Below are 25,459 nucleotides of genomic sequence, written 5' to 3'. Positions count from 1 at the left end.
AGGTGATCACTATAGCAAAGCGCATTCTTGTCTTGCATAGTTTTCTAACACGCGTTAGATTATCCGCAACGAACCCGAACGGGACACAGGGAGGAGGCGTCATGACTAAGACGCAGTACGGGTCTTCGCGAGGAGACTTGGCGTCACGCGCAACCGTGTATGCAAGCGACTTGTTTGCGGGTAAAACCGTTGCTGTGACGGGCGCCGGCGGTGGCTTGGGTCTTTCCATTGCGGTGCTGTTCGCTAGGTTGGGTGCCAATCTTGCGATCAATGGACGCGACGCGGTAAAGCTGGCCTCGGCCAAGGAATTTCTCGAAACTTTTGGTGGCATGGTGTTTGCCAAGCCTATGACGATCCGGGATCCCGGACAGGTCGAGGACTTCGTTGGCGAGGTCAACCGTGAATTCGGATCGATTGACGTTCTGGTGAACAATGCCGGGGGTCAGTTTCCCCAAGCAGCGTTGGACTTTTCTCCGAAGGGCTGGAACGCGGTCATCGACACCAACCTCAACGGGACCTGGTGGATGATGCAATCCACCGCACGACACTGGGTCGAGCAAAAGCGACCCGGTTCTATCGTGAATATCGTGGCCGACATCTGGCGCGGCATGCCGGGCATCGCGCATACCTGTGCGGCGCGAGCAGGGGTGATATACTTGTCAAAATCGGTCGCGGTAGAGTGGGCGCCGCATGGGATTCGCGTGAACTGCGTGGCGCCCGGATGTTGTGAAAGCAACGGCTTTCACAACTATCCCGAAGACGGCGCGGCCACCTTCGAGGACTCAAATCCGATGCGCCACGCCGGCGACGAATGGGATGTCGCCGAAGGCGTTGTTTATATGGCGGCAAATTCGGGGAAATTCGTAACCGGTGAAGTTCTGAATATCGACGGTGGGCAGCAGTTGTGGGGAGATCCCTGGCCCACAGGTCGACCGGATTACTTCCGGATATCTTGATACGTGCATTGCCTGGGGGAAAACGGGGGCCATATGACGACACTAAGTAATAAGCCGATACTGGAATGCACAGGGATCGAACGCCGTTTTGGCGGTATCGTTGCTGTCACCGGTGTCGATCTTGTCATCCAGCGAGGGGAAATCTTCGGCCTTGTTGGGCCGAATGGCAGTGGCAAGACGACGCTTACCAATGCAATCACCGGGTTCTACCCGCCAAACGAGGGGACTGTCCGGTTGGCCGGAAAGAACATTACCGGCACGGCACCCCACAAGGTTGCAAAGCTCGGTGTGGCCCGGACGTTTCAGAACCTCGCGCTCTTCAATGGGATGAGCGTTCTCGATAATATCCTGCTCGGCCGGCACATTCATATGCACCCGGGAGTTTTCCGCACGGCGTTCTATTGGTGGGCGGCCCGTCCTGAAGAAGTCGAGAACCGCAAAATCGTCGAGGAGGTGATCGAGTTCCTGCAGCTCGAGAGCATCCGGTACGAACTGGTCGACGGCCTTCCGATCGGGCTGAAAAAGCGGGTCGAACTTGCGCGGGCCCTGGTGGCAGAGCCGCAGATGTTGATCCTTGACGAGCCGATGGCGGGTATGAACCAGGAGGAGAAGGGGTATATGTCCCGCTTCATTCTGGACGCGCGGGATGAACGCGGCGTTAGTGTCCTGCTTATCGAACATCATATGGACGTCATCATCGGTATTTGTGATCGGGTGCTGGCACTCAACTACGGCGAAATGATCGCCAGCGGTATCCCGAAGGATGTTGTAAAAGATCCGAGGGTTATCGAGGCATATATTGGAGGATCGCATGGTTGAAGCAGCAAAATCGCAGTTTTCCGCCAGCGAAACGATCGGGGCATTGCTGGCACGGAACGCGTCAAGCTACGGGTCGAATATTGCTATTCGCGAAAAAGAGCGTGGAATCTGGAAGGAAACCACCTGGGCAGAGTACGCCGAAGAAGTACTGGCCTGCGCGGCCGGGCTTGAGAAGATCGGCGTAAAGCCCGGCAAGGCTGTGCTCATTCTGGGCGACAACCGTGCGCGGCTCTATGCAGGCATGCTTGCGATTTCGCTGCTCGGTGCCTATGCAATGCCGGCTTATCCTGGCGCAACGATCGAAGAGCTTCAGCATTTCCTGAGCGAGGTCGAAATCGTCGCGGCCATAGCAGAAGATCAAGAGCAAGTGGACAAGGTCCTCGAGCTGCGGAGCGCGAGCGCGAGCGGCATAGCGCATATCATATACGACGAAACGCGCGGGCTCAGCTTCTATGAAGACGACGGCCTGATGTCATGGGATCACCTGATCGAAATCGGCCTGCACAGTCTCAACGAGGATCCGCGCCGCCGCGATGAACTTCTGAACAGAGCGAAGCCCGAGGACCCGGCAATCTTCCTGCATTCGTCGGGCACCACGGGCAAGCCGAAGGGTATCGTACTGAGCCAGAAGAATGTTCTTGCCGCTGTCCGCAATGGCCATGCAGCGGGAGTGTTTGGAGAGGGAGAGGAAATCCTTGCCTATCTCCCGATGGCCTGGGTCGGCGATTATGCCATAACGGTGGCGGCGGCGCTGATGTTCCGGTTCACGGTGAACGTACCGGAGAGGCAGGAAACGGTCGTTCGAGACATGCGGGAAATCGCACCGACCTTCTACCTGGCAGCACCCAGGAGTTGGGACCAGATGTTGACAACAATCCAGGTCGGCATGGAGAACTCAACCCCGTTGAAGAAGTGGCTCTACCACTTCTTCATGGACCGGGCGATTGCCGCCGAGACGCGCAAACTGAACGGCCAAAGTGGTGGTGCGTTGGAACCACTGGGCCGTTTTCTGGGGGAGGCTCTCATTTTCGGTCCGATCAAGGATCAATTCGGCATGAGCCGCCTGAGGAATGCGTTTACCGGTGGCGAGGCGATTGGCGAAGATACCTTCGTGTTCTACCGCGCCCTCGGGATCAAGCTGCGCCAGTTCTACGGCCAGACCGAGCACAGCGCGATCACCGCGATGCAGGCCCCCAACGAGGTGCGCCTGCATACCGTCGGCAAGCCCGTGCCGGGTGTCGAGGCGAAGATTGACGAGAACGGTGAAATCCTCTTGCGCTCGGAAGGTGTGTTCAATGGCTATTTCAACAAACCCGAAGCGACCGCCGAAGCCCTGACGGACGGGTGGCTGCGTACTGGCGATGCCGGCTATCTTGAGGAGAATGGCCAGCTTGTGGTTCTGGGGCGCGTCTCCGAGGTCATGCATACGGCGGGCGGTGAACGCTACGTGCCAAACTATATAGAGAACCGGCTGAAATTCAGTCCGTATATCAAGGATGCGGCCGTTGTCGGAGCGGGGCGGGATGAGCTGACTGCGATGATCTGCGTGGATTTTGAAGCTGTCGGTCATTGGGCCGAGGTGAACGGTGTGCCATATGTGTCCTATTCAGATTTGTCTCAGCGCGACGAAGTCGCGGCGCTAATACGCCCGGCTTTCGAACGGGTAAACAAGGCCGTCACCGAGCCACTGCACCTGAAGCGCTTTGTCTGCCTTCCAAAGGAATTTGACCCGGACGATGGCGAGATCACTCGAACCCGAAAACTGCGTCGCAAGGTCGTAGAGGAACGCTACGCCGATGTTATCGCGGCACTCTATGACGGTTCAACCAAGGTCCATGTGAGCGCCCAGGTGGCTTACGAGACCGGAGAAATGGGGAAGGTCGAAAGAACCCTTCCCATAAGGGAGGTTTAAATGGATTGGGTTTTTTTATCAGAGCTTGCGATCAACGGTGCCCTGACGGGTCTGTTGTATTCACTTTTTGCCATCGGCCTGGTCCTGGTCTACAAGGCATCCTCGGTGCCTAATCTGGCGCAGGGCGGGCTGACAATGGTCGGGGCTTATGTGGTTCTTGCCCTAGCGCGCGATCTGGGAATGCCGTTATGGCTAGCTATTCCGCTTGCTGCGGTCGTCATGTTCGGTCTGGGGTTTGGCATTGAAAGGGTGGCGCTTCGGCGTCTCGCGGGCCGTCCGGTCGTCATGATCCTGATGCTGACACTTGGCCTCGACATCTTCCTGCGGGGCACAACGCTTGCAATCTGGGGTGGGACGTCGCGTTCGATGGAACTCGGTGTCAGCTATGAACCATTGTTTCTGGGCGACATCTTCATCAGCCGCATCCATCTGGTCGGCGCCGGCGTTGCGCTTGCCCTGTTCGTCGCTTTCATGGTGTTCTTTCGAACCCGGACCGGGATCAAATTGCGGGCGATCGCGGATGATTACATGGCATCATGGTCTGTCGGAATTTCGGTCGAGCGCGGTGTCGGGCTGTCCTGGGCCCTCGCTTCTGTGGTGGCTGTGGCGGCAGGTGTCATTTGGGGCGAAATCCAGGGTGTCGATCAGGCACTGTCGCTTCTGCTTCTCAAGGGTCTGACTGTCGCTGTTCTGGGTGGTCTCGACAGCATATTAGGCGCGATCGTTGCTGGTATCATTCTGGGCGTAATCGAAAATGTCGGTGCGGAATTTCTTGATCCGCTTGTCGGAGGCGGCAGCCGCGAACTCATCGTCGCCGCGGTCCTGATTCTTACGGTCATGATCCGTCCGCACGGACTGTTCGGCCGTCACGACATCGAAAGGGTGTAAAATGTTCTATCGACTCTCGGGTGTCTACCACTCCAGTTTGATCTCGGATAGCCGCATGTTCAAAGTTCCGGCAGACCGGAACTTGGCGGTGTTCCTTCTGTTGATCGGACTTGCGGCACCGTTTATCCTACCGTCACTTTACCTTAACAGTTACATTTTGCCTTGGCTGATCTGGACAGCCGCCGCTTTAGGACTGAACTTGGTGACAGGCTGGGCCGGACAGCTCCATCTCGGATATGCCGCAGTAATGGCCGTTGGTGCCTATTCGGCCATACATGCCGTGCGGCTCGGGGTGCCTTGGGAAATCGCCTTGATCATTGGCGGGTTGGCGGCATCAGTGATCGGCAGTCTGTTCGCCTTTGCCGCATTGCGGGTCAAAGGTCTTTATCTCGCGCTCACGACCCTCGCGATGCAATTCGTGATGGACTGGGTATTGACCCACTCCCCAACGATTTCCGGCGGGTCACACGCATCACTTCAGGCTCCAACTTTGGCGCTGTTAGGACAGCAGATCACCTCTGATGCCGGCTATTATTATGTCGCACTTGGCTGGTGCGTCTTGGTCACAATCTTCATGCTAAACCTCAAGCGCACTGGGCTGGGACGTGCACTTGTCGCAGTGCGTGAGAAGGATTTTGCTGCGGCGATCCTCGGCGTAAACAGCTTCTACTACAAGATCCTAGCCTTCGCGGCATCGTCTTTCATTGCCGGTGTCAGCGGGGCCCTGCTGGTCGCGACCTTCTACTTTCTGGCCGCACCCGAACAGTTTTCGGTAAACGTATCAATCCAGGTATTGGCGATGGTGATCGTAGGCGGACTTGGCAGCATCATCGGGTCCTATTTCGGAGTTGCGTTGATCCTGCTCGTGCCGGGGCTGGTGAACGGGCTCGTCGTGACAGCGAGCGAAGAGCTCGGCATGCAGGTCAATGTGGAAACGCTCGCTCATATCCCCAATGCGGTCTACGGCGCGTTGATCGTCATCATTCTCATGATCGAACCGCTAGGTCTCGGAAAACTCTACGGCAATATCAGAGACTATCTTATGACCTGGCCCTTCGATCAGCTCAGAAAGTAAAGAGGAATGCCGATGCAAGAGAAAGCCCAAGGCCAGTCCATTCTGTCGATGAATAGCATCGAGGTGCTGTACGACAACGTAATGCTGGCGATCAAAGGCGTTTCTGTTCAGGTGCCGAAGGGCGGAATGGTCGCGCTTCTGGGCTCCAACGGAGCCGGAAAAAGCACAACATTGAAGGCGATCAGTGGTCTTCTGAAGGCAGAACGCGGCCATATCAGCCGGGGTGAGATAAAGTTTGACGGGACCGACATCACAGAGATGCTGGCGCAGAAACGTGTCGAAATGGGCATCTGTCACGTCATCGAAGGACGGCGCGTTTTCGAGCATCTGACTCCAGACGAGAACCTGACTGCGGCCGCACCGATGGGAATGTCCAGATCTGAATTGAGTGTGGAAAAGGATAAAATATACGACTATTTTCCCAGGCTTGCCGAGCGCCGTAATTCGCAGGCGGGTTATCTGTCGGGCGGCGAACAGCAAATGCTTGCCATTGGCCGAGCTCTTGTGACCCAACCGAGTCTTCTGATGCTCGATGAGCCGAGTCTTGGGCTAGCGCCATTCTTGGTGGCTGAAATTTTCGGCATCCTTCAAAAAATCAACCGCGAGGAGGGTTTGTCGGTGCTTTTGGTTGAACAGAATGCCTTGGCCGCGCTGGAAATCGTTTCGGAAGGTTATCTGATCGAAAACGGCCGCGTGGTCATGCATGGTACAGCCGAGGCGCTCAAATCCAACTCCGACATCCAGGAATTCTACCTTGGCGGCGGAGAAGGTGCCAACTTTCACAATGTCAAACATTACAGCCGACGCAAGCGTTGGCTGAGTTAAGTCACTAGACAGAGATTGTTCAGGGAGGAAAAGATGAAGAAACTTACCAAGGCATTAGCTGTTTTTTCTATGATGGGGAGCTGGATGGCCGGAACACAGGCTCTGGCGGAGCCATTCAAGGTCGGGGTTTGCTATGATCTTAGCAAGGCCTATACTTTCGCCACGCCGCAGGTGTCGCAGGCAGCGATGGATGTGGCGAAGCTGATCAACATGCAGGGTGGTATCGGTGGAGAGCCGGTAGAGGTTATCGTTCGTGATCACGGAAACGAGCCACAGCGCGGCATCGAGTGTTATTCCAGGCTGAGCCGGGAAGGGGTTTTCGTCTTCGACACGCTGTCGACGCCTGTATCTTTGGCGATCCTGCCACGCGCGATGGAAGACGGGCGGATTCTCATGCAGTCACTGGTGGGTCGGGGCGATGCGGTGGATGGAACCGTTTTCGAATGGGTCTATCCCGTCGGCCCGACATATTGGGGGCAGGTGGCAAACGATATCGGATATATCAAGCAGCTACATGACGACGATCTCTCGGACGTCAAGATCGGCTACATTTATTTCGACTACCCGTTCGGGCAGGAGCCGATCGAGATTCTCAAAACGCTGTCGCAGAAAGAGGGTTTCGAACTACTGCTTTACCCCGTGCCGCTGCCGGGCAGCGATCAATCCGGTGCATGGTCGAAGATGCGTCGTGACAATCCCGACCATGTGATCTCATGGATGCTTGGTGGTGCGCATGTCGTCGCTTCGAAGGAAATGCAACGCAATCGCATTCCGATGGACAAGTATATTTCCGTAAACTGGCTGAATGAAGTCGACATCGCCAATATTGGCGCCGAGGCCGCCACCGGGCTCAAGCGCGGCACAAATGTCGTGGGTGGTCAGGACGTGCCCCTGCGTCTGGAGATCATCAATAAACTCTATGACGAGGGAGAGGGCTCCGGTCCGCTCGTGAACACGCAGGACGTCTATTACAACACAGGTCTGGCGATGTATTCGATCATCTTCGAGGCTGCCCGCAGGGCCGCAGACCTGGAGGGGATGCCGATCACCGCGGAATCCTATAAAAAGGGCCTAGAGTCGCTGGAAAACTACGACGCCAACGGTCTGATGGCACCAATCACGGTCACAGCCGAGGATCACGGCGGCGGCGGCAAGACGCGTATCGAGATGTGGGATGGCGAAACCTGGGTTCCGCAGACTGACTGGATCGCGGCGTACGGAGAAGTTGTTTGGGACGTCGTTAGGGAAAGTTCTTCGAAGTACGGGGAATGAAGAATGGCAACTGAACGCAAAATGCGTGGGGCTGAGAATCAGTATTGGAACTATGAGCCCTGCGTTCAACAACGGGAGAGAGAAACATGAAAACCAAACGGAAAGTATGGACTATTGCCATCGCCGCTGCGTTGGCAACCAGCGGGGCGATCGCATCAGCTCAGGAAAATGAGCCGATCAAGTTCGGCCTCTGCTTTGACCTCAGCAAGTCATACACATTCATTTCGCCACAGGTCGCACAGGCGGCCCAAGATCTTGCGATGTACACCAATGAAAACGGTGGCATCGAGGGGCACCCGGTTGAAATCATCGTGCGCGACCACGGCAATGAGCCGCAGCGGGGCGTGGAATGCTATGAGCAGCTGAAGCGTGAGGGCGTTTTTATCTACAACTTCCTGTCTACGCCGGTCACGAACGCGGCTTTGCCGCGTGCCATGAAGGATGGAAACATTTTGATGCAATCTTTCGTCGGCCGTGGTGACGCAGTCGACGGCGAGGTTTTCGGATGGGTCTTCCCTGTCGGTCCGACCTATTGGCAGCAGGCGGCGAACGATGTTGCCTTCATCAAGGGCCAAATGGGGGGCGATCTGAGCGATGCCAAGATCGGCTTCATCTATCTGGACTATCCTTTCGGGCAGGAGCCGATCGAGATTCTTAAGACGCTTGCCGAGAAGGAAGGCTTCCAACTGGAGCTCTATCCGGTTCCGCTGCCGGGGTCGGATCAGTCCGGCGCATGGAGCAAGATTCGCCGAGACAAGCCTGACTATGTGATCAGCTGGCTATTGGCCGGTGGGCATGTTGTTGCGTCCAAGGAAATGCGTCGTAACGGTTTCCCAATCGACCGCTACTTGTCGGTGAACTGGATGAACGAGGTCGATATAAATAACATCGGCGCGGAAGAGGCAAAAGGTGTCTTGCGCGGGACTAACGTGGCCGGCGGGCAAGACGTGCCAATCGTCAAGACGATGCTCGACACCTACTATGCAAACGGAAAGGGCAGTGGGCCGGAAAGCCTGGTTCGTGACGTATACTACAATCTCGGCCTTGCAGTCTATACGACGGGTTTCGAAGCTGCTCGGCTTGCGATCCAGGAGAACGGTTGGCCGTTGACGCCCGAGAGCATGAAATCGGGCTACGAGGCGATAGAAAACTTCGACGCCAATGGCTTGATGGCCCCTGTGACCGTAACGCCCCAGGATCACGGTGGCGGTGGCAAGACACGCATTGAACAATGGGACGGGGCAAACTGGGTTCCTTTGACCGACTGGAGCGCGGACTACATCGATGTGGTGTGGGAAGTGATCAAGGAAAGCTCGGCGAAGTTCACTGTCGAATAGATGGCAGCTCCCCCGTGGCGATCATGTCGCGGGGGAGCAACAACCGCGTGTTCAAGTTAAAACGATGCTGGAGAAACGAAGTGGAAACCATGAGCCCGATCAAGCTTACAATTGAAGACGGAATCGCGACCGTCTGTATCAATCGGCCCGAGCGCAAGAACGCGTTGTCTGTGGACGCAACGAACGGGCTGACAGATGCTTGGAAGAAAATCGGAGCGGATGACACCGTCCGCGTGGCGATACTTACCTCGACCGATTGCGGTGTCTTCAGTGCCGGGCTGGATTTGAAGGAAGCTTCGCAGATAGCGCGTGATGAAGGAGTCGATATTCTGACGAAAATGCGTGACCCGTTTCATGAAACCATGCGCGCCTGCAAGAAGCCGATCATCGCCGCGATGACTGGATCGCTGATGGCGGGGGGCATGATGCTGACCCTCAATTGCGACCTGCGCGTCGGCCTCAAGGGAACAAAGGTTGGTATTACAGAGGTGAAGATTGGCCGGGGGTCGCCTTGGGCGGCGCCGGCGCTGTCGATGCTGCCGCAACCCATTCTCATGGAAATCCTTCTGACCGGCGATCTGATGCCGATTGAGCGTCTGCATGATTACGGGTTCACCAATTATCTCGAGGATACGCCGGACGCGGTGCGCGCGCGGGCGTTGGATCTCGCCAAGCGGATTGCCGGGGGCGCGCCGCTTTCCGTGATCGCCGCCAAAGGCGGCGTTCGCGCCACCATGGATCTGGGCTGCGCAGGCGGTCTGGAAGAAGGTAAGCGCCTGCACGAGGTCGTTTACGCCAGCAATGACGCAATCGAGGGCCCCAGAGCATTCGCCGAAAAGCGCGCCCCGGTGTGGACCGGAACCTGAGGGAGATTGGCATGACCGAGTTGATGCGCCTAGACCGGGACGGCCCCATCGGCATCCTACGCTTTACCCAGCCCGGGAAACGTAACCCCTACAGCATCGGGTTTGTCGAGGATCTCGTAACATGCCTGCGGCAGGCGGAGCGGGACGACACGCTACGCGCAGTTGTCATGACCGGTGGCGATCATTTCAGCAGCGGTGGGGATCTGGTCGGCTTTCAGTCTGAGATTGCCAAAGGCGCGAGAGCCACATCGGAAATGGTGGACAAGGTTCATGATGGCGGGCGCGCCGCGTATCTCTTTCGGAAACCCCTGATCTCCGCCGTCTGCGGTGTCGCCTTCGGTGCCGGCCTGAGCCTGGCCCTGTCGGCGGATATCGTCGTAGCGGCCGAAGATGCCCGGCTGTGCGAGGTTTTTGCCCGTGTCGGCGGCTGCCCTGACACCGGGTCGAGCTGGCTTCTTCAGCAACGCGCCGGCGCGGGCGTGGCGCGGATGCTTGTTCTCACGGGGCGCGAGATCGACGGGCGCACCGCCCGCGACCTGCGCGTCGTCGAGGAATGTGTGCCGGCCGGACAGGTCGAGGCCCGCGCGCTTGAGATCGCGCGCGAGATTGCACAGCATCCGATGTTCGGCGTTCAAACCGCCAAGCGTGTGATGCGCGCGTCGGCGGAATGTAGTTATCTTGAGGCTCTGGACATCGAGCGTGACTGCCAAAGTGTTCTGCTGTGCGCGCATGACTTTCCCGAAGCTATGAAAGCGTTTTCGGAGAAGCGCAAACCCCAATTCACAGACCGATAAGTCGGTCGAAACCATATCGAAGAACTCAAGGGAGACCACGCCAATGAAGGTACTCGTGCCTGTCAAACGTGTGATCGACTACAACGTGAAGGTCCGCGTCAAGGCGGACGGAAGCGGTGTCGATCTCGCCAATGTCAAAATGTCCATGAACCCTTTCGACGAGATCGCGGTGGAAGAGGCGATCCGGTTGAAGGAAGCGGGAAAGGCTGATGAGGTCGTGGTGGTTTCCATCGGCGTCAAGCAAGCGCAGGAAACCCTGCGGACCGCGCTGGCCATGGGCGCCGACCGCGCCATTCTGGTCGTGGCTACGGACGATGTTCACAACGACATCGAACCGCTGGCCGTGGCCAAGATCCTGAAAGCCGTCATCGCCGAGGAAAACCCCGGTCTGGTGATCGCGGGTAAACAGGCCATCGACAACGACATGAACGCCACCGGCCAGATGCTATCTGCCCTGCTGGGCTGGAGCCAAGCCGCCTTCGCCTCGCATCTGGACATTCAGGGCGATCACGCGCTGGTCACCCGCGAAGTGGATGGCGGTCTGCAGACGATCAAGGTCAAACTGCCCACGATCGTGACCGCCGACCTGCGCCTGAACGAGCCGCGCTACGCGTCGCTGCCGAACATCATGAAGGCCAAGAAAAAGCCGCTCGATGAAAAGACCGCCGCCGATTACGGCGTCGATGTCACCCCGCGCCTGACCGTGGTCAAGACCTCGGAACCGGCGGCGCGCGCGGCGGGCATCAAGGTGGGCTCGGTTGACGAGCTTGTGGCGAAACTCAAGGAAGCGGGGGCTGTGTGATGGCTGTTCTTCTGATTGGTGAAGTAACCGATGGCACGCTGGCAGTGGATGCCACCGCCAAGGCCGTGACCGCGGCCAAGCAACTGGGCGATATGACCGTGCTCTGCACCGGCGCCTCGGCCAAGGCCGCAGCGGATGAGGCCGCCAAGATCGAAGGCGTCTCCAAGGTGCTGGTCGCCGAAGACGCGCTCTACGGGCACCGCCTGGCCGAACCCGTGGCCGCCCTGATCGTCAGCCTTGCGGGCAATTATTCGCACATCGTGGCCCCCTCTACCACGGATGCGAAGAACATTATGCCGCGCGTCGCCGCCCTGCTGGACGTGATGATCCTGTCCGACGTGGTGGGCGTAGTCGATGCGGACACGTTCGAACGTCCGATCTATGCCGGCAACGCGATCCAGACGGTGAAATCCACCGATGGCGTCAAGGTGATAACGATCCGCACCTCGACCTTCGATCTGGCCCCGATGGGCGGCTCTGCCTCGGTCGAGGCGATTGCCACGGGCGAAAACCCCGGCCTGTCCGAATGGGTCGAGGACAAGGTAGCCGCCTCGGACCGCCCCGAACTGACCAGCGCAGGCGTGGTCGTGTCGGGCGGGCGCGGTGTCGGCTCGGAAGCTGACTTCGCCCTGATCGAGAAACTGGCCGACAAGCTGGGTGCCGCCGTCGGCGCATCCCGTGCCGCCGTTGACTCGGGCTACGCCCCCAACGACTGGCAGGTCGGGCAAACCGGCAAGGTTGTAGCCCCCGATCTTTATGTCGCGGTGGGCATCTCTGGCGCGATCCAGCATCTGGCCGGTATGAAAGACAGCAAGATCATCGTCGCCATCAACAAGGACGAAGAAGCCCCGATCTTCCAGGTTGCCGACTACGGCCTTGTCGCGGATCTTTTCACCGCGGTGCCGGAATTGATCGAGAAACTCAGTTGATTCGGGGCGCACAGCGTTTGAAAGGTCCGCCTTGCGCGGAGCTTATCATGAACGGGAGCAACCAGTAGGGGAACCGGCTCTTGGGAGGATATTTGCTTAATCTGACGCATCGCTTGAACCTGTTCCTCCTCATTTTCAAGACAAGACACCTGATAGATTTCAACAGATCAAGTCGCCTTTGTAGGAAAAAAACATGTCTCTGATCAAGAACTCCCCAAACTGGGTTTCCGATGAACACAAGATGTTCGCGGAGAGTACCCGCAAACTTTTTGATGCCGAGATGGCGCCAAATGTCGACAAATTGGCGTCACAAGGCATCGTCGACCGAGAGTTCTGGAAGGTCGTCGGCGAGCAGGGCGTCATGGGCGGATCCATTGCGGAGGAGTATGGTGGATTCGGGGGCGGTATTGGGTTTGACGCGATCACTGTCTATGAACAAGGGCGCACCGGAGATACCGGCTGGGGTTACGGCATCCAGAGCATCGTAATTCACTATCTGAACACCTACGGCAGTGAAGAGCAAAAGAAAAAGTGGCTGCCGCGGTTGATTAGCGGCGAAAGCGTCGCCGCTATCGCCATGACAGAACCGGGCACCGGCTCGGACCTTCAGAGCGTTCAGACCTATGCAGAACGAGACGGCAATCACTACAAGATCAACGGGTCGAAGATTTTCATAACCAACGGTCATACCGCCGACATAGTCGTAGTGGTGGCCAAGACGGACAGAAGCGCAGGGGCCAAGGGTGTGTCGCTGATCGTTCTGGAGGCCAAGGACGCAGAAGGATTCCGGCGTGGGCGGAACCTAAAGAAGCTTGGCATGAAGGGCTCTGACACGGCCGAGCTGTTTTTTGAGGATGTGCGCGTCCCCACAGCCAACCTGCTAGGTACTGAGGAAGGGCAGGGGTTCTATCAGCTGATGAAGCAATTGCCCTGGGAGCGATTGATGATCGGAATCACCGCGCTTGGTTTCATCGACTTCGCGATCGATGAGACCGTAAAATACGTTCAGGATCGCAAGGCGTTCGGCAAGCGGATCATGGATTTCCAGAACACCCGGTTCAAACTGGCGGAATGCAAGACCAAAGCCGAACTGCTGCGTAGCTTCGTCAATGACGGCATTGCCCGAATAGAGGCTGGCGAGCTTGATGCCGCCACCGCGTCAATGGCGAAATGGTGGGGCAGTCAGACGCAGAACGAAGTCATGCATGAATGTCTGCAACTGCATGGCGGATACGGTTACATGATGGAATTCCCGATCGCGCGTCTTTACGCCGACAGCCGGGTGCAGATGATCTATGGCGGCACCAACGAAATCATGAAGGAACTGATCGCTCGTTCGCTGGATGTCTGATCGGTCCGGGTGGGGTTACTCTTCGGCCGGGCCCAAGATCTCTTCGCTGTGCTCGCCCAACCGAGGGGCTGGTCGGTGGTCGTGTCGCGCCGGGGTTGCCGAAAATCGAACCGGCGGGCGTGTTGTCCAGATGGCACCTTCCGTTGGATGAGCAATCTGCTGAAAGAAACCGGTGGCGGCAAGATGGGGGTCGCTGGGCAGATCTGACAGGTTTCGGACTGGCATGGCGGGAATATCGGCCTGCTCCATCAGGGCAAGCCATTCTTTTGTGGTCCGTGTCAGCGCGAGCTGCGCCACCATATCGTAAACCGCGCCTATGTTGCGGCTGCGGGTGTCCATGTCGGTCACCCACAAGTGGCCGAGCATGTCTTCCCGCCCGACTGCCTTGAAAAAGCGTGCCCATTGAACGTTGGTGTAGGGCAGAATAGTGATAAACCCGTCCGAAGTCTGAACCGGGCGGCGATGAGGGACAAGCATGCGGGCATAGCCGAAATCTTGCGGGTTGTCCTCGAATGTGGCACCATCCATATGTTCGGTCAGCAGGAACGACGTCAGCGTCTCAAACATCGGCACTTCGACATGCTGGGGCACGCCCGTGCGCTCACGATGGAACAAGGCGGCCATGACAGCATAGGCCGCAGTGACGCCGCCAAGCTTGTCGGCAAGGATCGTCGGGGCATAGGCCGGCGCAGCTTCGGGATCGCGCAATGATGCCAAGCTGGCCAACCCCGAGACCGATTGGACGATGTCGTCGAAGGCAGGTTTGGCCGCATAGGGCCCGTCCTGCCCAAAGCCGGTGGCGGATACCGTAATCAGTCTCGGATTCTCGCGGCGCAACGTTTCGGGGTCAAGGGACAATCTGGCAAGCGCCGCGGGCCGGATGCTGGAGATCATCACATCGGCATCGGCCAGCAGCTTGCGCAGCCGATCGCGATCATTTGGCGTCTTGAGGTCTAGAATGACGCTGCGTTTGTTGCGGTTTGCACCCAGAAAGGCGGCGCCCATCAGCTTGTTGCGGGACGGCTGGACCTGGCGCAAAAGATCTCCCTCGGGGCTTTCCACCTTGATCACATCGGCCCCCAGATCGCCCAGCATTTGCGTGGCCAAAGGCCCGAAAACCACAGAAGTAAGATCGACAATCTTCACGCCATCAAGGATCGCGGGTTTCTGCGCAGCGGTCATTTATGCGTGTATCCTGTTCTATGACGAGGGTCGAACTCGGCGCGGATGGCTTTGCCGTCCGCGTCAAAAGCAGGGCAAGGGCCAAGTGTCGTCTCTCCGGCGCTGCGCCGGATCGGGGGCGCAGGGACGTTGATTTCGCCAGAGGGCGTGCTGATGACGGACCGGTCGAGCTGGGGGTGGTCGGACAGGGAGGCCACGTCGTTGACTGCCGCGAATGCAATGCCCGCAGCATCGAGCCTCTTCAGCATCTCGACGCGGTCATGCGAGGCGAACACGGTCTTGATGAGCGCTTCGAGCGCGGGCTTGTTGTCAATTCGCGCCGTGTTGTCATGAAACCGGGGGTCGGCTGCCAGAGTTGCATCGCCCAGTATGTGTTCACAGAACCGTTGCCATTCGCCGCTGTGCTGCACGGTAATGACGACAAGCTGACCGTCCTTGCACTCATAGGCGCCGTAGGGGCAGATCACCGTGTGGTTCAGACCGACGCGGGGCGTCGGTTTGCCAAGATAGTCGTGATAGAGCAGCGGAACCGACATCCAGTCGGCCATCACGTCGAACATGGCCACCGAAACGCCGCTACCTTTGCCGGTGCGCTCACGCCCGATCAGCGCTTCGCAGATCCCGGCATGGGCTGTCATGCCCGTGGCGATGTCGCAGATCGACACGCCAACCCGCCCCGGCCCGTCCGGCGTGCCGGTCACCGATGCCAGGCCGCTTTCGCATTGCACCAGAAGGTCATAGGCCTTGGCGTTGCGCATCGGGCCGTCTTCGCCGTATCCGGTGATGTCGCAAGTCACGAGACGCGGGAACCTCTCTCGCAGACTCGCGGAATCCAGACCCAGCTTTGCCAGGGCGCCCGGCAAAAGATTTTGAATGAACACATCCGCGTTTTCCAGCATTTTCAGCAGGATATCGCGATCTTCTGCTGCTTTGATATCCAGTGCGACCGATTCCTTGCCCCGGTTTAGCCATGTAAAATAGGCGCCTTCGCCGTTGGCGGCAGTATCATAGGCGCGCGCGAAATCGCCCACGCCCTTGCGTTCGACCTTGATCACCCGCGCACCGGCATCGGCAAGCCGCGAAGAGCAAAAGGGCGCCGCCACCGCCTGTTCGAGCGCGATGACGAGCTTGCCGGAAAGGGGGGCTGAACTTGAATCTGACATGGCGTTCTCTCACGTGATCCTAGGAGCTTGACAGAATCTAACAGGTGTTAGAAACATTATCAATACGATTAACCAGGAATGGGCCATTTGAGGAGAATGCCGGTGCCGGACGCCACAGGACCAGACCAGATATTCCAACGCGCGCTGACAAACGGGGAGATCATGCTGCCCAGGTGCGATGATTGCGGAGCCTATCATTTCTTTCCAAGGGTCCTGTGTCCGCACTGCCATGGGACCGCGATCTCTTGGCATCCCGCCAGCGGCAAGGGCCGGGTCCACACCACCACTGTCGTGCGTCAGAAGCCCGAGCGCGGCGGCGACTATAACGTGTGCGTGGTGGAACTGGAGGAAGGCGTTCGGATGATGAGCCGGGTCGAGGGCATTGCCCCCGGTGACATTGTCATCGACATGGCCGTGACCGCCTTCGTGGGCGGGGCCGAGGGCCAACCGGCCGTGTTGTTCAAACCGGCGGAGGTATAGGCCATGACCACCAAACTTCGGGGAAAATCCGCCATTGTGGGAACCGGGCACGCGGGTTTCGGCGAGGCGCATGGGCTGACGGCCTATGATGTCATGGCGCAATCCGCGCTTGCGGCACTTGGCGATGCGGGGCTGAAGCTGTCCGATGTGGACGGTCTGTTCTGCACCATGATGGAAGACAGCATGCCTGCCCTTATGGCGGCCGAATATCTGGGCATTCAGCCCAGGTTCATCGACGGCACCATGACGGGCGGGTCGTCCTTCGTGAATTACCTGACCTCCGCCACAATGGCGCTGGAGGCTGGCCTGTGTGATGTGGCGCTGATTGTTTATGGCTCCAACCAGCGCACCGCGTCGGGCAGGCTGGTGACGGCCTCGCGCCCGCCCGCCTATGAGGCGCCCTATAATCCGCGATATCCGATTTCCGCCTATGCGATGGCGGCGGCACGGCACATGCATGAATTTGGCACCACCCGCGAACAGCTGGCCGATGTGGCCGTGGCCGCGCGGGCCTGGGCGCAGCACAACCCCGAGGCATTCGAGCGCGGCCCGCTCAGCCGCGCGGATGTTTTGGGCGCGCGTATGGTGGGCGATCCGTTGACTGTGCGCGATTGTTGTCTTGTCACCGATGGCGGCGGGGCGATCGTGATGGTTCGCGCCGACCGTGCCAGGGACTTCCCTAAGGCCCCGGTTTACGTTTTGGGCAGCGCGGCGGAAAGCTCGCACCGGCAAATATCGCAGATGAAGGATTTCACCGTGACCGCCGCCCGCGAGTCGGGCGCACGCGCCTTTGCCGCGGCGGGCGTGTCGCCTTCGGACATTCAGGCGGTCGAGCTTTACGATGCGTTCACCATCAATACGATCCTATTTCTGGAAGATCTCGGCTTTTGTGCCAAGGGCGAGGGCGGTGCCTTTGTCGAGGGCGGGCGCATCGCGCCGGGCGGGGTCTTGCCGGTGAATACCAATGGCGGGGGTTTGTCCTGTGTGCATCCCGGCATGTATGGCATTTTCACCGTGATCGAGGCGGCGCGGCAGATCCGTGGCGATGCGCCCGGCATTCAGTTGAGGGATGTCGACCTGGCGCTGGCCCATGGGAACGGCGGTGTGCTGTCCAGTCAGGTCACGGCAATCTTGGGTTCGCAAAACACCCTCTAAGAACAAACCAGGGAGGAAAGATCATGCCATTGGATTTCGACGCGCTATCGAACTGGGACTTCGAAGAGATCGAGCAGACACTGACCGAGCGGGATACGATCCTTTATGCGCTCGGCCTCGGGTTTGGCGAGGATCCGACCGACAGGAAAGAGTTGGCCTTTGTCTATGAAGCTGGGCTGAGGGCGGTTCCCTCAATGGCGGTCACGATGGGGTACCCGGGCTTCTGGCTGCGCGACCCCAAGACCGGCGTGAACTGGCAGAAGGTGCTGCATGGTGAACAATGGCTAGACATCTACAAGCCGCTGCCGGTGAACGGCAACATCATCGGCCGCAGCCGGATCGACTTTATTTCCGACAAGGGCGAGGGCAAAGGTGCCGTCATCTACCAGAGCCGCGACATCATCAATGCCGATAGCGGCGAAAAGCTGGCTCGCGTGGCGATGTCGGCCTTCTGCCGTGGCGATGGTGGGTTCGGTGGCGAAAACAGGCCCGGCCCGGCCCCGGCGGCCTTGCCCGACCGCGCGCCCGATCATGTCTGCGATATCGAAACACTGCCGCGCCAGGCGCTGGTTTACCGCCTTAGCGGTGACATGAACCCGCTTCATGCCGACCCGGATGTGGCGCGTTCGGTCGGGTTCGACCGCCCGATCCTGCACGGCCTTGCGACCTATGGTCTGGCGGCGCGGGCGATCCTCAAATCGCTGCTCGATTATGACGCCGCCCGGCTTGTCGGGCTGGACGTGCGGTTTTCCGCCCCGGTCTATCCCGGCGAGACCGTGCGGTTTGAGATCTGGGAAGAGGGTGGCGAGGCCCGGTTCCGCGCTTCGATCCCGGCCCGCGACGTGGTGGTTCTAAACAATGGGGCTGCGCGTTTCGCGTGAGGGAGGGAGGATGACACAGCCGCTCAAGGATATCTTGGTGCTGGATTTCAGCACCCTTCTTCCCGGCCCGATGGCCACGCTCATGTTATCCGAAGCCGGGGCCGAGGTTATCAAGTTCGAGCGCCCGGGCACGGGTGAAGACGCACGCCTGACCGCGCCAAAAATAGACGGGGAGAGCATTGGCTTCGCTGTTTTGAATCACGGCAAGCGGTCAGTGGCTATCGACCTCAAGTCAAAGGGCGCAATGAATGTTCTGCGCCCTTTGCTTGAAAAGGCCGATGTTCTGGTAGAGCAATTTCGCCCCGGAGTGATGGACCGGCTCGGTCTGGGATACGAGGCCGTGCGCGAGATCAATCCCGGTCTCATCTATTGTTCGATCACCGGCTATGGACAGACCGGCCCGAAGGCTTCGACTGCCGGGCACGATCTCAATTATGTGGGCGATTCGGGGATCCTGTCGCTGAGCCGGGGACCGGATCAGCAGCCAACCATGCCCTTCGGGTTGGTCGCTGATATCGGGGGCGGAACCTATCCGGCGGTGGTGAATATCCTGCTGGCCCTGATTGCGCGGCAGGCAAGCGGTCAGGGGACGCATCTTGATGTCGCCATGTCTGAGGGGGCGTTTGCCTTTGCCTACTGGGCCCATGCAGATGGCGTGATCGCCGGCAATGACATCGCAAGCGGCAGCAGCCGTCTGACCGGCGGCCTAGCGCGCTATCGTCTCTATACCGCGGCGGACGGCCGTCAGATCGCCGTCGGGGCGATCGAGGAAAAGTTCTGGCAGAGGTTCTGCGATGTCATCGGCCTGCCGCAGGAGCTTCGTGATGACTGGTCCGACCCCAATGCCAGTGTTGCGGAAGTGGCGCGCCGTCTGGGCGACCAGCCCTCGACCCATTGGGAGTCTTTGTTGGCCGCGGCGGACTGTTGCTGTTCCGTCGTGAAAACGCCAGCCGAAGCTGCGGCCGATCCGCATTTTATCGCACGCGGCGTATTCGCGCGGAAGCTGAACATTTCTGGTCGGGAGGTACCGGCGCTGCCGCTGCCAATTGCTCCGGAATTCCGTTGTGCGGCAACTTCGGCCGGCCGTGCTGCGGCTTTGGGGGAAGACAATACCCGCTTTGGCCAGGACTTGCGAAAAACAGAATAAATCTCGTTGACCCGCAGGTTTTCAGATTGTATTCTAACATTTGTTAGAAAAAAATGGACAGATCCAATGGCCCAACCCCATGACGACCTGCCGACAGAAGCTGCGCGCTTTGTCTTGCCCGCGCACTTTGTCGAGAGCGACAGCCTCGAAGTGCAGGGTTTCATCACATCGGCTTTGCGCGATCTTCCTGTGGACGCGACCAATCGAGATAAGGCGATCCGCCTGTTCGAAGCGGTTCGCGACGATATCCGTTACGACCCGTATTGTTTTGCGCTGGATGAAGATTCTTATCGTGCCAGCCGGATCGCCGGGGCGGAGGCAGCCTTCTGCGTCCCCAAGGCAATCCTACTTGCCGCCTGTCTGCGCGCCGTCGGTATCCCCGCCGCTTTGGGATTCGCGGACGTGCGCAACCACCTGAATACTCCCAAGCTGCAGGAGCTGATGGGGACCGATCTCTTTATCTATCACGGTTATGTTCAACTTTGGCTGGGTGGTGAATCCTATAAGGTCACACCCGCTTTCAACATAGAGCTGTGTGAAAGATTCGGGGTCAAGCCTCTGGTCTTTGACGGCTATCATGATGCTCTTTTCCACGAATTCGACGAGCAGGACCAGCGCCACATGGAATATGTGAACGACCGGGGTCTTTATGTCGATGCGCCGATGGCGGAATTCCTGACGGCCTTCAAGGAAACCTACCCGAAACTGGAAGAGTTCAACCGGGTGAGAATCTCCAAAGATTCGAGCGGGTATGATTCCGGTTTCGCAAAGGAGGGGGCCGCTTGAAATATCTTGACGATTTCGAGTCGGGCCAAGTCTTTCACTTTCGCAGCGCCCCGATGAGCGCACAGTCCATAAAGGCCTTTGCCCAGGAGTGGGACCCGCAACGGCTGCACACCGACGAAGACTATGCGACCGCGATACATGGCAGCCTGATCGCCTCGGGATTTCAGACCGTGCTTGAGGTGTTCAAACCTGTCGTGACGGAATTGATGGTCGAGGTGGCCAATATCGGCGGCATGGGCTTCGAGAATCTGCGCTGGCTGCTGCCTGTCCGCCCGGATGAACCCCTCGATATCGAAATGACTATCAACTCGGTCACGCCGTCCAAAAGCAAGCCCGATCGAGGTGTTTTGCACTATACGCTCAGCGTCAGGAACCCCAAGGGCGAGGTGGTTCTTTCAGCTGACGTCCCATTGATGATGAAGCGAAAACGAAATGACACAGGTTGATATGCAATCCAGCGAACAAGAAGAAGACCTTCGCCTGCTGCGCGAAAGCGCGCGCACGCTGTTTGACCGCGCGGGCGGAAGTGGACGGTCGCGAAAGCTCCGCGATGCCGGGGGCGAATTTGACCCGGATATGGTCCGGGAATTGGGCGAAGCCGGTGTTTTTGGCGTGGCCGTGCCCGAAGAACAGGGGGGGCTTGGCATGGGCCTGGCTGCCGGTGGCGTTATCGCCGAAGAGGTCGGCCGCGTGATCGCCCCGGAACCGGTCGTGGCGACGATTGGTCTTGGCCTAGGCCTTCTGCGCCGCCTTTGCCCGGAGCATCCGAAGCTGGAACAGCTTATCGGCGGCGAGGCATCGCTGGCGGTTGCCTGGCAGGAACGTGGTCCGGGCGGCGCTTCCGCTGATGCGACTTGCCGGTATGCGGACGGAAAGCTGACCGGCGGCAAGGCCTGGGTGGTTGGCGCGGGAGGAACGCAGGATTTCCTTGTTGTAGCCGAAGCAGATGGTGGCCCGGTTCTAGTTCTGGCCGAGGCCAGCGCGGATGGGCTTGTTACGACCAGGCGGGCGCAGGCCGATGGCAGTTCCTTGGGCGAGCTTTCCTTTTCAGGAACGCCGGCTGCGGAGCTGGCCTGCGGTGCCGCGGTTCAGGGAGCGCTGTCCGAGGCTGTGGCCGACGCAACGGCGCTTGCCGCAGCCGAGCTTGTCGGCCTGAGCCAGCGCGCCTTCGAGATTACGCTCGACTACATCAAGACGCGCGAGCAGTTCGACAAGCCGATCGGATCCTTCCAGGTCATCCAGCACCGCGCCGTCGACCTGAACGTGATGTGCGAGGTCGCGCAGGCCGCAGTGCGCGAAGTTCTGATGCGGATGGATGGCGAAACGGACGCAAGTATCCGCGCACGTCTGGCCAGCCGGGCCAAGGCACGGGCGGTCACGGCCGCCAGGAAAGTCACCCGCGACGCCATCCAGCTGCACGGCGCGGTCGGCTACACCGATGAATTCGATATCGGGCTTTATCTGAACCGGGCGCTGGTGCTGTCGGCCTGGCTGGGCGACGACGCCTATCACCGTCGGATCTGGTTTGACGCGCGCGAAGAAGAGGGGGCCGCACAATGACCGACTGGAACGCAATGAGCGATGCGGAATTCCGCAAAGAGGTGCGCGGGTTCCTCGAGGCCGAGTACCCCGAAGAGCTGCGCCATCTGCCGCACCGCCCCAAGTTCGCCGAGATTGAACATTGGCATCGCAAGCTGCACACCAAGGGATGGGTTGCGCCGGCCTGGCCCGCGGAATACGGCGGTATGGGGCTGAATGCCGCCAAGCTGCTGATCTTCTACGAAGAGCAGCAGCGCTGGGGTGTCAATCGTGGTCGAGACATGGGTGTGCAGATGGTCGGCCCCCTGATCATCAAGTTCGGCACTCAGAAACAAAAAAACTATTGGCTGCCGCGAATCCTCAGTTGCGAAGACATCTGGTGCCAGGGGTATTCGGAACCCGGTGCCGGGTCCGATCTGGCCAACCTGCGCACACGCGCAGAGATTGACGGCGACGACTTTGTCATAAACGGACAGAAGATCTGGACCACGATGGCGCATGACGCCACGCACATCTTCATGCTGGTCCGCACCGATCCGGACGCGCCCAAAAAACAACAGGGAATCAGCTTTGTCCTTGCGCCGATGGATCAACCCGGTGTCGAGGTGCGCACGATCACCACGCTTTCGGGGGAAACGGAATTTTGCGAGGTTTTCTTCGACAATGCCCGTACACCCCGCGAAAACCTCGTGGGCGAGTTGAACAAGGGCTGGACCATGGCCAAGGCGCTCCTGAGCTTCGAGCGCATCTTCATCGGCTCGCCCAGCCTGGCCCAGAACGCGTTGGGGCAGCTTGAGAGCTTCGCACGGGGCCGTGGCGCTTTTGACGATCCAGTGTTCCGCGACCGCTTTGCGCAAGCCGCGCTTGATGTCGAGGATCACGCGGCGCTTTACTCCCGTTTCGCCGACCAACTGAAGCGCGGCGAAACGCTGGGCGCCGATGTCTCGATGCTCAAGATCTGGGTGACCGAGTGCTTTCAGCGCATCACCGAGCTGATGATCGAGGCAGCCGGACCCGATGGCGGCACCGTCGGCCCGCTTCAGGTCGGCAATGTAAGCGTCGATGTCCTTGCGAGTTTCTACAAGGCCAGACCGACGACGATCTATGGAGGGTCGAACGAGATCCAGCGAAACATCCTGTCCAAGGCCGTTCTCGGATTGCCTGACTGAACCTAATACCCTGAGGAGGAAAAGAACCATGTCCGATCGTTACGCAAAATATCACAAGATGAAATTCGACTACCCGGCTGATCGCGTCCTGCGCATCACGTTCGACCGCCCTGAGACCTTCAATTCCGTAGATGCGGAAACCCACACTCAGATGACAGATATGTGGATCGATATCGATCGTGACCCCGACATCAATGCGGTCATAGTCACCGGCGCGGGCAAGGCATTCTCGGCCGGCGGCGATTTCAGCCTGATCGAAAACATGATCGGCAATTCGTACGAGATCATGAAGACGTGGAAAGAGGCCAAAGACCTCGTCTACAACATCATCAACTGTAACAAGCCGATTATTTCCGCCATCAACGGCCCTGCCGCCGGTGCCGGCCTTGTGGTGGCCATCCTAGCCGACATCTCGATCGCCGGTAAGAAGGCCAAGATCGTCGATGGTCACCCGCGTCTGGGCGTTGCCGCTGGCGATGTCGCGGCAATCATCTGGCCATTGCTGACCTCGATGGCCAAGGCGAAATACTATTTGATGACTTGTAAGCCGGTTTCGGGCGAAGAGGCCGAGCGCATCGGCCTAGTGTCAATGTGCGTCGAAGATGACGAGTTGCAGCAAATCGCTTTGGATACGGCCGTCGAGCTCGCCAACGGCTCGCAAAGCGCGATCCGCTGGACCAAATATTCGCTGAACAACTGGCTGCGCCAGGCTGGCCCGATCTTCGATGCCTCGACTGCGCTTGAAATGCTCGGGTTCATGGGCGAAGACGTCAAGGAAGGGGTACTGTCGCATCGCGAGAAGCGCGCGCCGAACTTCCGCAAGGACTGCCCGCTTTAAGCCACGACTGAACAGGGAGGCATGATCATGTCTGAAGACATCTATAAGGACATAGCTCAAGCCTATGCCGCCGCAGCCGAAAGGGCATCTGGGCTGAAATCACGATTTGCGGCTGCCGGATTCGATCCGGCGGCCGTCAGGTCCTTGGCAGATCTGTCACGGCTGCCGGTGATGAAGAAGGAAGAGCTTCTCAAGCTCCAGCGCGCCAATCCGCCCTTCGGCGGGTTTCTCGCTGCCGATCTAAAGGATGTCGGCCGGATCTACGTGTCGCCCGGCCCGATCTTCGAGCCGTCGCTTTCGGGCGGCGGTGGCCACGGCTTGGACCTTCTATTCAGATCGGCCAGCGTGGGTGCGGGCGACATCATTCTGAACACCTGGATGTATCACCTCGTGCCGGCGGGGCTTTTGTTCGACGAAGCGGCACAGGCCGCCGGGGCCACCGTAATTCCCAGCGGCGTCGGCAATACCGAGCTTCAGGCGCAGATCATCGTCGAAACCGGCGTCACTTCGATCTGCGCATCCACCGCGTTTTTCCTGACGCTGGCGGACAAGGTGATCGAAACCTATGGCCGCGACGCTTGGAAGGTGAAAACGGCCTTCCTCGGTGGTGAGATGGGCGACTGGATGGCCAAGCGCCGCCGGATCGAGGCAGACTATGGCGTGTCGACCTGGGCTGCCTATGCCACTGCGGATTTGGGCCTTGTCGGCTATGAGGATGGCGGCGACGGCTATGTGGTTCATCCCGACCGCGTGGTGCAAATCTGCGATCCGATCAGTGGAGAACAGGTCGCTCACGGGGAACCGGGTGAGGTTGTTGTGACCGCGCGCGATGCCACCTGGCCGATGATTCGGTTTGGCACCGGAGACAGCGCCTTTGCGCTGGGGAGCAACGCGGATGGCACCGTCAGCCGAATTTCTGCACTGCAGGGCCGAGTCGGCGCAGCGGTCAAAGTGCGCGAGATTTTCGTTTATCCGCGCGTGATCGAAGAAGTTGTCATCGGTACGCCGGGCGCAAAGGCCGCGCAGGCCGTGGTAACGCGCGAGAACGATCGCGACATGATCCGCATCTCGCTTGTGCTGGAAGACGGTGCCGATGCCTCGGCCGCAATCATCGCCGCTGCCGAGGCCTTCAAGTCGCATTCCAGGATCCGCGCCGACGCGGTGAGCGTGGTGCCGGAGTTGCCGGAGAATGCCGATCTGATCGTCAACGACAAGGACGGATGAGGCGCGGACCCGGACCGCGCTGATTTTCCGGGCAGATCGCAAGGCGGCCGACCAAATCCGGCTGATATG

Annotated in this window: 25 protein-coding genes; 23 read left to right on the top strand and 2 right to left on the bottom strand. The window is 59.1% G+C overall.

From position 1 onward, the window contains the following. Positions 1-2: 2 nt before the first annotated feature. The 13 genes from IMCC21224_RS23840 (at position 3) to IMCC21224_RS23780 (ending at position 13,826) form a co-directional block, all read left to right on the top strand. Positions 3-956: an SDR family oxidoreductase gene (locus IMCC21224_RS23840; RefSeq protein WP_231582209.1), complete on the top strand. Its 954-nt coding sequence runs from the start codon at positions 3-5 to the stop codon at positions 954-956. Positions 957-989: 33 nt separating this feature from the next. Then, a complete protein-coding gene (locus IMCC21224_RS23835) occupies positions 990-1,775 on the top strand; it encodes an ABC transporter ATP-binding protein (protein ID WP_047998078.1) in 786 nt (261 codons plus the stop codon). Next, positions 1,768-3,687, top strand: a complete 1,920-nt coding sequence (locus IMCC21224_RS23830; protein ID WP_047998077.1) for a long-chain fatty acid--CoA ligase — start codon at positions 1,768-1,770, stop codon at positions 3,685-3,687. Before IMCC21224_RS23835 ends, IMCC21224_RS23830 begins: the two co-directional genes overlap by 8 nt. After that, complete coding sequence (locus tag IMCC21224_RS23825) at positions 3,688-4,575, top strand: branched-chain amino acid ABC transporter permease (RefSeq protein ID WP_047998076.1); 888 nt, start codon at positions 3,688-3,690, stop codon at positions 4,573-4,575. A gap of 1 nt (position 4,576) precedes the next feature. Next, a complete protein-coding gene (locus tag IMCC21224_RS23820) occupies positions 4,577-5,650 on the top strand; it encodes a branched-chain amino acid ABC transporter permease (RefSeq protein ID WP_047998075.1) in 1,074 nt (357 codons plus the stop codon). A gap of 12 nt (positions 5,651-5,662) precedes the next feature. After that, entirely contained in the window at positions 5,663-6,475 is an 813-nt protein-coding gene (locus IMCC21224_RS23815; RefSeq protein ID WP_047998074.1) for an ABC transporter ATP-binding protein, read from the top strand. Positions 6,476-6,508: 33 nt separating this feature from the next. Then, positions 6,509-7,747 carry an ABC transporter substrate-binding protein gene (locus IMCC21224_RS23810; RefSeq protein ID WP_053079190.1) on the top strand — a complete coding sequence of 413 codons (1,239 nt, stop codon included), beginning with the start codon at positions 6,509-6,511 and terminating at the stop codon, positions 7,745-7,747. Positions 7,748-7,833: 86 nt separating this feature from the next. Then, positions 7,834-9,084, top strand: coding sequence for an ABC transporter substrate-binding protein (locus tag IMCC21224_RS23805; protein WP_047998072.1), 1,251 nt, complete (start codon positions 7,834-7,836; stop codon positions 9,082-9,084). Further along, positions 8,979-9,950, top strand: a complete 972-nt coding sequence (locus tag IMCC21224_RS23800; RefSeq protein WP_231582208.1) for an enoyl-CoA hydratase/isomerase family protein — start codon at positions 8,979-8,981, stop codon at positions 9,948-9,950. The genes IMCC21224_RS23805 and IMCC21224_RS23800 overlap by 106 nt, the downstream gene beginning before the upstream one ends. 11 nt (positions 9,951-9,961) lie before the next feature. After that, positions 9,962-10,744: an enoyl-CoA hydratase/isomerase family protein gene (locus tag IMCC21224_RS23795; protein WP_047998070.1), complete on the top strand. Its 783-nt coding sequence runs from the start codon at positions 9,962-9,964 to the stop codon at positions 10,742-10,744. Positions 10,745-10,787: 43 nt separating this feature from the next. Beyond that, complete coding sequence (locus IMCC21224_RS23790) at positions 10,788-11,546, top strand: electron transfer flavoprotein subunit beta/FixA family protein (protein WP_047998069.1); 759 nt, start codon at positions 10,788-10,790, stop codon at positions 11,544-11,546. Beyond that, entirely contained in the window at positions 11,546-12,475 is a 930-nt protein-coding gene (locus IMCC21224_RS23785) for an electron transfer flavoprotein subunit alpha/FixB family protein (protein ID WP_047998068.1), read from the top strand. Before IMCC21224_RS23790 ends, IMCC21224_RS23785 begins: the two co-directional genes overlap by 1 nt. Positions 12,476-12,668: 193 nt before the next feature. After that, positions 12,669-13,826, top strand: coding sequence for an acyl-CoA dehydrogenase family protein (locus IMCC21224_RS23780; protein ID WP_047998067.1), 1,158 nt, complete (start codon positions 12,669-12,671; stop codon positions 13,824-13,826). Between the two features lie 15 nt (positions 13,827-13,841). On the opposite strand, the gene IMCC21224_RS23775 is transcribed toward IMCC21224_RS23780, so the two are convergent. Both IMCC21224_RS23775 and IMCC21224_RS23770 read right to left on the bottom strand, forming a co-directional pair. Beyond that, the gene (locus IMCC21224_RS23775; protein ID WP_047998066.1) at positions 13,842-15,008 is read right to left on the bottom strand and encodes a CaiB/BaiF CoA-transferase family protein; all 1,167 of its coding nucleotides are present in this window, start codon (positions 15,006-15,008) and stop codon (positions 13,842-13,844) included. Then, the gene (locus tag IMCC21224_RS23770) at positions 15,005-16,171 is read right to left on the bottom strand and encodes a CaiB/BaiF CoA-transferase family protein (RefSeq protein WP_047998065.1); all 1,167 of its coding nucleotides are present in this window, start codon (positions 16,169-16,171) and stop codon (positions 15,005-15,007) included. Before IMCC21224_RS23770 ends, IMCC21224_RS23775 begins: the two co-directional genes overlap by 4 nt. A 96-nt stretch (positions 16,172-16,267) precedes the next feature. Between IMCC21224_RS23770 and IMCC21224_RS23765 the strand changes: the two genes are divergently transcribed. From IMCC21224_RS23765 to IMCC21224_RS23720, 10 genes are all read left to right on the top strand, one after another. Continuing rightward, entirely contained in the window at positions 16,268-16,651 is a 384-nt protein-coding gene (locus IMCC21224_RS23765) for a Zn-ribbon domain-containing OB-fold protein (protein WP_047998064.1), read from the top strand. A gap of 3 nt (positions 16,652-16,654) precedes the next feature. Next, on the top strand, positions 16,655-17,806 hold the full coding sequence (locus tag IMCC21224_RS23760) for a thiolase (RefSeq protein WP_047998063.1): 1,152 nt from the start codon (positions 16,655-16,657) through the stop codon (positions 17,804-17,806). Positions 17,807-17,829: 23 nt separating this feature from the next. Continuing rightward, a complete protein-coding gene (locus tag IMCC21224_RS23755) occupies positions 17,830-18,687 on the top strand; it encodes a MaoC/PaaZ C-terminal domain-containing protein (protein ID WP_197089319.1) in 858 nt (285 codons plus the stop codon). A gap of 10 nt (positions 18,688-18,697) precedes the next feature. Then, on the top strand, positions 18,698-19,834 hold the full coding sequence (locus IMCC21224_RS23750; protein ID WP_047998062.1) for a CaiB/BaiF CoA-transferase family protein: 1,137 nt from the start codon (positions 18,698-18,700) through the stop codon (positions 19,832-19,834). A gap of 66 nt (positions 19,835-19,900) precedes the next feature. Continuing rightward, entirely contained in the window at positions 19,901-20,620 is a 720-nt protein-coding gene (locus IMCC21224_RS23745; RefSeq protein ID WP_047998061.1) for a transglutaminase family protein, read from the top strand. Further along, positions 20,617-21,066: a MaoC/PaaZ C-terminal domain-containing protein gene (locus IMCC21224_RS23740; RefSeq protein WP_047998060.1), complete on the top strand. Its 450-nt coding sequence runs from the start codon at positions 20,617-20,619 to the stop codon at positions 21,064-21,066. Before IMCC21224_RS23745 ends, IMCC21224_RS23740 begins: the two co-directional genes overlap by 4 nt. Beyond that, positions 21,053-22,180 (top strand): acyl-CoA dehydrogenase family protein, encoded by a 1,128-nt coding sequence (locus IMCC21224_RS23735; RefSeq protein ID WP_047998059.1) that lies wholly within the window; start codon positions 21,053-21,055, stop codon positions 22,178-22,180. Before IMCC21224_RS23740 ends, IMCC21224_RS23735 begins: the two co-directional genes overlap by 14 nt. Continuing rightward, on the top strand, positions 22,177-23,328 hold the full coding sequence (locus tag IMCC21224_RS23730) for an acyl-CoA dehydrogenase family protein (protein ID WP_047998058.1): 1,152 nt from the start codon (positions 22,177-22,179) through the stop codon (positions 23,326-23,328). Before IMCC21224_RS23735 ends, IMCC21224_RS23730 begins: the two co-directional genes overlap by 4 nt. Before the next feature lie 28 nt (positions 23,329-23,356). After that, positions 23,357-24,166, top strand: coding sequence for an enoyl-CoA hydratase/isomerase family protein (locus IMCC21224_RS23725; RefSeq protein ID WP_047998057.1), 810 nt, complete (start codon positions 23,357-23,359; stop codon positions 24,164-24,166). A 27-nt stretch (positions 24,167-24,193) separates the two neighbouring features. Then, positions 24,194-25,390 (top strand): phenylacetate--CoA ligase family protein, encoded by a 1,197-nt coding sequence (locus IMCC21224_RS23720; protein WP_231582207.1) that lies wholly within the window; start codon positions 24,194-24,196, stop codon positions 25,388-25,390. Positions 25,391-25,459: the final 69 nt, after the last annotated feature.

This window comes from Puniceibacterium sp. IMCC21224, from assembly GCF_001038505.1.
Taxonomy (GTDB): Bacteria; Pseudomonadota; Alphaproteobacteria; order Rhodobacterales; family Rhodobacteraceae; genus Puniceibacterium.
This window is presented reverse-complemented; position numbering and strand designations above follow the sequence as displayed.

What these genes read in the sequence shown, in the direction of transcription:
- IMCC21224_RS23835 (WP_047998078.1), top strand. Translation starts at nt 990, where the DNA reads ATGACGACACTAAGTAATAAGCCGATACTGGAATGCACAGGGATCGAA.
- IMCC21224_RS23830 (WP_047998077.1), top strand. Translation starts at nt 1,768, where the DNA reads ATGGTTGAAGCAGCAAAATCGCAGTTTTCCGCCAGCGAAACGATCGGG.
- IMCC21224_RS23825 (WP_047998076.1), top strand. Translation starts at nt 3,688, where the DNA reads ATGGATTGGGTTTTTTTATCAGAGCTTGCGATCAACGGTGCCCTGACG.
- IMCC21224_RS23820 (WP_047998075.1), top strand. Translation starts at nt 4,577, where the DNA reads ATGTTCTATCGACTCTCGGGTGTCTACCACTCCAGTTTGATCTCGGAT.
- IMCC21224_RS23815 (WP_047998074.1), top strand. Translation starts at nt 5,663, where the DNA reads ATGCAAGAGAAAGCCCAAGGCCAGTCCATTCTGTCGATGAATAGCATC.
- IMCC21224_RS23810 (WP_053079190.1), top strand. Translation starts at nt 6,509, where the DNA reads ATGAAGAAACTTACCAAGGCATTAGCTGTTTTTTCTATGATGGGGAGC.
- IMCC21224_RS23805 (WP_047998072.1), top strand. Translation starts at nt 7,834, where the DNA reads ATGAAAACCAAACGGAAAGTATGGACTATTGCCATCGCCGCTGCGTTG.
- IMCC21224_RS23800 (WP_231582208.1), top strand. Translation starts at nt 8,979, where the DNA reads ATGGGACGGGGCAAACTGGGTTCCTTTGACCGACTGGAGCGCGGACTA.
- IMCC21224_RS23795 (WP_047998070.1), top strand. Translation starts at nt 9,962, where the DNA reads ATGACCGAGTTGATGCGCCTAGACCGGGACGGCCCCATCGGCATCCTA.
- IMCC21224_RS23790 (WP_047998069.1), top strand. Translation starts at nt 10,788, where the DNA reads ATGAAGGTACTCGTGCCTGTCAAACGTGTGATCGACTACAACGTGAAG.
- IMCC21224_RS23785 (WP_047998068.1), top strand. Translation starts at nt 11,546, where the DNA reads ATGGCTGTTCTTCTGATTGGTGAAGTAACCGATGGCACGCTGGCAGTG.
- IMCC21224_RS23780 (WP_047998067.1), top strand. Translation starts at nt 12,669, where the DNA reads ATGTCTCTGATCAAGAACTCCCCAAACTGGGTTTCCGATGAACACAAG.
- IMCC21224_RS23775 (WP_047998066.1), bottom strand. Translation starts at nt 15,008, where the DNA reads ATGACCGCTGCGCAGAAACCCGCGATCCTTGATGGCGTGAAGATTGTC.
- IMCC21224_RS23770 (WP_047998065.1), bottom strand. Translation starts at nt 16,171, where the DNA reads ATGTCAGATTCAAGTTCAGCCCCCCTTTCCGGCAAGCTCGTCATCGCG.
- IMCC21224_RS23765 (WP_047998064.1), top strand. Translation starts at nt 16,268, where the DNA reads ATGCCGGTGCCGGACGCCACAGGACCAGACCAGATATTCCAACGCGCG.
- IMCC21224_RS23760 (WP_047998063.1), top strand. Translation starts at nt 16,655, where the DNA reads ATGACCACCAAACTTCGGGGAAAATCCGCCATTGTGGGAACCGGGCAC.
- IMCC21224_RS23755 (WP_197089319.1), top strand. Translation starts at nt 17,830, where the DNA reads ATGCCATTGGATTTCGACGCGCTATCGAACTGGGACTTCGAAGAGATC.
- IMCC21224_RS23750 (WP_047998062.1), top strand. Translation starts at nt 18,698, where the DNA reads ATGACACAGCCGCTCAAGGATATCTTGGTGCTGGATTTCAGCACCCTT.
- IMCC21224_RS23745 (WP_047998061.1), top strand. Translation starts at nt 19,901, where the DNA reads ATGGCCCAACCCCATGACGACCTGCCGACAGAAGCTGCGCGCTTTGTC.
- IMCC21224_RS23735 (WP_047998059.1), top strand. Translation starts at nt 21,053, where the DNA reads ATGACACAGGTTGATATGCAATCCAGCGAACAAGAAGAAGACCTTCGC.
- IMCC21224_RS23730 (WP_047998058.1), top strand. Translation starts at nt 22,177, where the DNA reads ATGACCGACTGGAACGCAATGAGCGATGCGGAATTCCGCAAAGAGGTG.
- IMCC21224_RS23725 (WP_047998057.1), top strand. Translation starts at nt 23,357, where the DNA reads ATGTCCGATCGTTACGCAAAATATCACAAGATGAAATTCGACTACCCG.
- IMCC21224_RS23720 (WP_231582207.1), top strand. Translation starts at nt 24,194, where the DNA reads ATGTCTGAAGACATCTATAAGGACATAGCTCAAGCCTATGCCGCCGCA.